Below are 6,252 nucleotides of genomic sequence, written 5' to 3' on the forward strand. Positions count from 1 at the left end.
CATCAGCACCCCTTCCACCAGCAGCGCGAGCGCGGCCACCAGCACGGCCCCGGCCACCACCTGGGCCGTGTCGGTGAGCCGGAAACCCGCCGTGATGATTCTGCCGAGGCCGCCGCCGCCCGGCAGCGCGGCGAGCGTGGTCGTGGCCACCACCTGCACCGCGGCGGTCCGCACCCCGGTGACGATCAGCGGAAAGGCGAGCGGCAGCTCCACCCGGGCGATCAGCTGACGGCCGGTCATGCCCATGCCCCGCGCGGCCTCGACCACTCCCCGGTCCACCTCGCGCATCCCCACGTACGCGTTGGTGAGCAGCGGCGGGATCGCGAAGAGCACGAGCGCGATGATCGTCGGCCATGAGCCATGCGTACCCAGCGGGCTGAGCAGCAACAGCACCAGCACCGCGAACGTCGGCACCGCGCGCCCCGCGTTGGAGACGTTCACCGCGAGGGCGCCGCCCCGGCCCACGTGCCCCAGGACCACCGCGACGGGCAGGGCCACGGCGCAGGAGATGGCCAGGCAGACGACGGTGAGGAACAGGTGCTCGCCGAGCCGGTGCCACACGCCGTCGGTGCCGGACCAGTGCGAGCCGGTGGCCAGCCACGTCCAGGTGCGCTGGATGACGTCCATCAGGCGGCTCCCTCGGCGGCCGCGGCGGCCGTCCGTCCGGCGGCGCGCCTCGCCCGCGCGCCCGCCCGCGTCCAGGGGGTCAGCAGCCGCTGCACGAGCAGCAGCGCGAGGTCGGCCACGATCGCGAGCGCCACGCACAGCACCGACGCGGTGAGCACCTGCGCCTTGAAATAGCTGTGCATGCCCTCGTAGATCAGATTGCCCAGGCCGCCGTAGCCGACGATCGCACCGACGGTGGTGAGCGAGACCGTGGAGACCGTGGCGATCCGCAGACCCGCCATCAGCGCGGGCAGCGCCAGCGGCAGTTCGACCTGGAAGAGCAGCCGCAGCGGCCCGTACCCCATGCCGCGGGCGGCCTCGCGGGCCTCCTCCGGCACCGAGGCGAGCCCGGCCAGGATGTTCCGCACGAGGACCGTCAGCGAATAGAGCACCAGGCCCGTGACCACGACCGACGCCGAGAGGCCGAAGACCGGGACGAGCAGCGAGAACATCGCCAGCGACGGCACCGTGTAGAGCACGGTGGTGAGCCCGAGGACCGGGCCCGCGGCAGCGCGCCGGCGCCGGGCCAGCAGCGCCAGCGGAAAAGCGACGAGCAGACCGATGGCGACCGAGGCCACCGTGATCCCGACGTGCTGGAGCGTGGCGTGCGTCAGCTCCTGGCCGCGGGTCCGCAGATACTCTCCGCAGAACCACTCATTGGTGACCAGGCAGTTCGCTCCCGCCATGCGCCTCACCTCCCCCTGGGCTTGACCGTCGGTTGTCGACGACCCTAACCCCGGGCACTGACATTCGAGCCGGCCGCCACACACCGGCAACAATGTCAGCAGGTAGTACGGCCAGAATGGGGAGCCATGATCCGCTTCGAGCACGTCACCAAGCGCTACGCCGACGGGACCACCGCCGTGGACGACCTGTCCTTCGAGGTGGCCGAGGGGGAGCTGGTCACGCTCGTCGGACCCTCGGGCTGCGGCAAGACCACCACGATGAAGATGGTCAACCGGCTGATCGAGCCGACCGGCGGGCGGATCCTCCTCGACGGCGAGGACATCGCCGGCGTCGACCCCGTCGCGCTGCGCCGCCGGATCGGCTACGTCATCCAGCAGGTGGGGCTCTTCCCGCACAGGACCGTGCTCGACAACACCGCGACCGTCCCGCACCTGCTGGGCTGGCAGCGGAAGAAGGCCCGGGCCCGTGCGGCGGAACTGCTCGACCTCGTGGGGCTCGACCCGGCCGTCTACGGCGACCGCTACCCCGAACAGCTCTCCGGCGGCCAGCGGCAGCGCGTGGGCGTGGCCCGCGCGCTCGCCGCCGACCCGCCCGTCCTGCTCATGGACGAGCCGTTCGGCGCGGTCGACCCGGTGGTCCGGGAGCGCCTCCAGAGCGAGTTCCTGCGGCTCCAGTCCCAGGTCCGCAAGACGGTGCTCTTCGTCACCCACGACATCGAGGAGGCGGTCCGCCTCGGCGACCGCATCGCGGTCTACGGCCACGGCCGCATCGAACAGTTCGACCCGCCCGCGGCCGTGCTCGGGGCGCCCGCCAGCCCGTACGTGGCCGACTTCGTCGGCGCCGACCGGGGGCTCAAGCGGCTCTCCGTGACCCCCGTGGAGTCCGGCGATCTCGAACAGCCCCCCGTGGTCCACCTCGACGACCGCGCCTCCGGCGCCGCGACCCGGCTGCGCGCGGAGGACGCGCGCTGGGCGGTGGTCCTCGACCGTGAGGAACGGCTGCACGGCTGGGTCTCGGCGGACGCCCTCTCCTGCGCCGACGGGGACAGCGCGGTGCGGGACCACGCGCGACGGATGGACGCCTGGGTACCGGTGGGCGCCTCGCTCAAGCAGGCGTTCAGCACGATGCTCCAGCACGACGCGGGGTGGGTCGCCGTCCTCGACGGCGACCACGCCGACCACTTCCTGGGCGTCCTGACGCCGGCGCGCCTGCACGAGGCGCTGCGGCGGTCGACGGCGGCCGATGCGGTGGGCGCTGCGCGCGCCGAGGTGTCGGTGGTGACCGTCGCGGACGCGTAGCCGTCAAGAGTTTTCTGGGGGCTTCGCCCCCAGGCCCCCGTTGGGGCATCGCGCCCCGTCAGGGGCGCGGGGAACTGCGCGACCAGCCGTATACGACCCGCAGCCGGGCGCCGGGCGCAAGAGGCACCCCATTAGGCGCGGGGCCCACGATGGAGCCCCGGGTCAGGCCCGGGCGGAACCCGGGCCGCCGCTCTCGCCCTCGTCCTCGTCCTCCGGGAGCCGGCACACCCGCTCCAGGAAGAACGCCGCCGCGATCACGCAGACACCTGCCAGCACCGACGCGCCCGCGTAGATCGTCTGGTCACGCCGGGCGGGGTTGTTCTCCACACCCGCCAGCAGCAGGAACGCGCCCACCCCGCCGTACATGCCCGAGACCAGGGCCGCGACCAGCGCGCTGGCCTGGCCGAAGACGACGGCGCGGGCGGCCACCAGCGGGTCCACCCCCTTCGCTCCGGGGCGCCGCTCGCGCTGGGCCCTGAACCGGGAGCGCAGCGAGATCGCCGTCGCGGCCAGCACGACGGCGATGACGGCCAGCACGATGGGGGCGGCCACGGGCACGCTCGGCAGGGTGCCGAAGGCGTCCCACAGGCGGGCGCCCGCCCAGGACACCACCCCGGCCACGACGAACAGCCCGGCCAGCACCCTGACCCGCAGTTGCTTCACCGGTTCGCTCCCCTATCGGCCCTGTCGGCCATCGTCCGGGATCTCCATGGGGCCAACGCCTACTCCGGCAGCCGGAGTTCCAGGTCGGCGCGCGGCTCGACCCCGTCGCGTCCGACCGCGGCCAGCAGTTCGGCGACGGCGCCGTGCCCCGGGACGACGGCCTCCGGGTCCACGTCGTGCCACGGCGCGAGCACGAAGGCGCGCTCGTGGGCGCGCGGGTGCGGCAGGGTCAGGACGGGGTCGTCGGAGACGACGTCCTGGTAGCTGACGATGTCGACGTCGAGCGTGCGCGGGCCCCAGCGCTCGTCGCGGACGCGCTCGAAGGCCTCCTCGATCGCGTGTCCGCGCTCCAGCAGGGAGCTCGGCGGAAGGGTCGTCTTCACCAGGACGACCGCGTTGAAGTACGAGGGCTGGGTGCCCGGCTCGACGCCCCACGGCGCGGTCTCGTAGACCGGGGACACGGCCTTCACCCGCAGGCCGGGCGTGTCCTCCAGGGCGTCGATCGCGCCCTGGAGCGTCTCCAGCCGGTTGCCGAGGTTGCTGCCCAGCGAGATCACCGCGCGTTTGGGGTTGCTCAGGGTCACATCGGCGGCGTCCACCTGCTCCACCACGGAGGCGGGCACCGGCTGCACGGTCGGGTCGCTGCTGCTCATACTCGGCTCCGGGTGATCGTGACGGTCACATCGTCGAAGGGCACGGTGATGGGGGCGTCGGGCTTGTGCACCACGACCTCCACCTCGCGCACCGCCTCGTGCTTCAGACACACCTGGGCGATCCGCTCGGCGAGGGTCTCGATCAGGTCGACGGGCTCGCCCTGGACGACGTCCACGACCTCCTCCGCCACCACGCCGTAGTGCACGGTCTTCGTGAGGTCGTCGGTGGCGGCGGCGGGCCTGGTGTCCAGGCTCAGCACCAGGTCCACGATGAAGGTCTGGCCCTCCTCGCGCTCCCGGGGGAACACCCCGTGGTGCCCGCGGGCCTTCAAGCCGCGCAGCGCGACACGATCCACACGAATCACTCCAGCTGGTCGTCGGTATGGCGAGAGCGCGTCGGCGGCCACCGGCACTTCGCCCGTCCCCGTAAGCCGGGGTTGCCCACTTCGAATCTACCTGCGGGCACCGACAGCGCTCGCACATGGACGTCACGGGGTGGTACAGATATCCAGCGACATTTACGGATGTTTACGGACAATCAGGGGCGTAACCGGCAAGGAGCCCCATGCCGTCACCCGGTCGCGCCGCGCTTACCCAGTACGGCCCGCCTCACCCCTCTTCAGCGGGCACGCACCCCGAACGAGTGACTCCGCTCACGTCACCGATCCGCGCCACCGATCCGCGTCATCGGTTCGCGCCGCCGGTTCGCGCCGATCCGCCGGCCCATCACGCCACCGGTCCGCCGTCCTCCCCCTCCGGTCCGTCCGCCCCGTCTTCGTCGTCCTCGTCGCGGCCGGCGAGCACCGGGGAGCCGTGGTGGGACCACACCCGCCACTCGTCGCCGACGCGCCGGAAGGCGTTGGTCGCCACGACCAGCTGGCCCACCAGCGGCCCCAGCTCGCCCTCCTCCTCGGCCGGCCCGCCGCTGAGGATGTTCTCCGTGCAGGTCACCAGCGCCGTGTCGCCCGCGACCGAGACCTCGACGTCCGTCAGGAAGAACTGGATGTAGTCGGTGCTCGCCATGATCAGCGCATACGAGCGGAGCACCTCGCTCCGGCCCCGCAGCACCGGCCAGCCCGGATGCACGCAGGACACCTCGGTATCGGGGTCGTCCAGCCACAGCCGCCCCATGGCCACCGTGTCGCCCCGCTCCACCGCCTCGTACAGCGCGGTGTTCGCCAGCTCGACCTGTTCGCTGTCCGTACGGGCCGTGCTCACTCGGCCGCCCCCTCGGCGCCCCGGGCGCCCGCCTCTGCCACCATCGCCACCCCTGCCGTCTCCGCAGCCTGCTCCACCGCACGCACCACACGCACCGCGTCCGCGCTCGCCCGCACCTCGTGCACCCGTACGGCCCACGCGCCGTCGCGCGCCGCGAGCGCCGACACCGCCGCCGTCGCCGCGTCCCGCTCCCGGGCCGGCGGCGGAGGGGCGCCGTCCTCGGCCAGCACGCTGCCGAGGAAGCGCTTGCGGGAGGCCGCCACCAGCATCGGCAGCCCCAGCTCCCGGCGAAACCGGGCCAGCTGGGCCACCAGCGCCAGGTCGTGCTCCGAGGCCTTCGCGAAGCCCAGTCCCGGGTCGATCACCAGCCGCTCCGGGTCCACGCCCCCGGCGACGACCGCGTCCAGCCGCTGCCGCAGCTCGCCGAGGACCTCGCCGACCACGTCCCCATAGACCGCCAGACCGTTCATGCCGTCGCTGAAGCCGCGCCAGTGCATCACCACGAACGGCACGCCGGCCGTGGCCACCATCGGCACCATGGCCGGGTCGGCGAGGCCGCCGCTCACGTCGTTGACCAGCGCGGCGCCCGCCTCGACGGCCGCCTCCGCGACCGAGGCGCGCATGGTGTCCACCGACACCACGATCCCGTCGGCCGCCAGCTCGCGCACCACCGGGATCACCCGGCGCAGCTCCTCGCGCTCGTCGACCCGGTAGGCGCCCGGCCGCGTGGACTCGCCGCCCACGTCGATCAGGTCGGCGCCCTCGGCCACCAGGTCCATGCCCCGCTTGACCGCCACCTCGGTGTCGAACCAGCGCCCGCCGTCGGAGAACGAATCGGGCGTGACGTTGACCACGCCCATCACCGCACAGCGGCCCCACTCCGGCAGACCGACCGGCCCGAATCGACCGCGCAACGTACTCATGTCACCAGCCTAGGGCGTACGAGAAGAGGCCCCGCCCTCCGGCACCTTGCTGGGAAGGGCGGGGGCTCTTCTCGTACGCCCTAGGCTGGTGACATGAGTACGTTGCGCGGTCGATTCGGGCCGGTCGGTCTGCCGGAGTGGGGC

At 73.0% G+C, this 6,252-nt stretch carries 8 protein-coding genes; 1 reads left to right on the top strand and 7 read right to left on the bottom strand.

The features are described from left to right. Both K6I34_RS29120 and K6I34_RS29125 read right to left on the bottom strand, forming a co-directional pair. Positions 1-627 (bottom strand): ABC transporter permease (locus K6I34_RS29120; protein ID WP_229330395.1); only part of this gene is annotated, 627 nt, incomplete at its 3' end. After that, positions 627-1,352, bottom strand: coding sequence for an ABC transporter permease (locus K6I34_RS29125; protein ID WP_229330397.1), 726 nt, complete (start codon positions 1,350-1,352; stop codon positions 627-629). The genes K6I34_RS29120 and K6I34_RS29125, both read right to left, overlap by 1 nt. Positions 1,353-1,478: 126 nt before the next feature. On the opposite strand from K6I34_RS29125, the gene K6I34_RS29130 reads away from it, so the two are divergent. Beyond that, a complete protein-coding gene (locus K6I34_RS29130; RefSeq protein WP_229330399.1) occupies positions 1,479-2,651 on the top strand; it encodes an ABC transporter ATP-binding protein in 1,173 nt (390 codons plus the stop codon). Positions 2,652-2,813: 162 nt separating this feature from the next. Here the strand turns inward: K6I34_RS29130 and K6I34_RS29135 are convergent, their stop codons facing one another. The 5 genes from K6I34_RS29135 to folP all read right to left on the bottom strand — a co-directional run bounded on the left by K6I34_RS29135 (position 2,814) and on the right by folP (position 6,108). Further along, the gene (locus tag K6I34_RS29135) at positions 2,814-3,314 is read right to left on the bottom strand and encodes a DUF3180 domain-containing protein (RefSeq protein WP_229330401.1); all 501 of its coding nucleotides are present in this window, start codon (positions 3,312-3,314) and stop codon (positions 2,814-2,816) included. A gap of 59 nt (positions 3,315-3,373) precedes the next feature. Next, on the bottom strand, positions 3,374-3,967 hold the full coding sequence (folK, locus tag K6I34_RS29140) for a 2-amino-4-hydroxy-6-hydroxymethyldihydropteridine diphosphokinase (RefSeq protein ID WP_229330403.1): 594 nt from the start codon (positions 3,965-3,967) through the stop codon (positions 3,374-3,376). Further along, the gene (gene folB / locus K6I34_RS29145; protein ID WP_374231049.1) at positions 3,964-4,323 is read right to left on the bottom strand and encodes a dihydroneopterin aldolase; all 360 of its coding nucleotides are present in this window, start codon (positions 4,321-4,323) and stop codon (positions 3,964-3,966) included. Before folB ends, folK begins: the two co-directional genes overlap by 4 nt. 370 nt (positions 4,324-4,693) lie before the next feature. Then, positions 4,694-5,185: a nuclear transport factor 2 family protein gene (locus K6I34_RS29150; RefSeq protein ID WP_229330405.1), complete on the bottom strand. Its 492-nt coding sequence runs from the start codon at positions 5,183-5,185 to the stop codon at positions 4,694-4,696. Continuing rightward, positions 5,182-6,108, bottom strand: coding sequence for a dihydropteroate synthase (gene folP, locus K6I34_RS29155; protein WP_229330407.1), 927 nt, complete (start codon positions 6,106-6,108; stop codon positions 5,182-5,184). Before folP ends, K6I34_RS29150 begins: the two co-directional genes overlap by 4 nt. Positions 6,109-6,252 lie beyond the last annotated feature (144 nt).

Origin of the sequence: Streptomyces sp. UNOC14_S4 (assembly GCF_020740835.1) — a bacterium.
GTDB lineage: Bacteria > Actinomycetota > Actinomycetes > Streptomycetales > Streptomycetaceae > Streptomyces.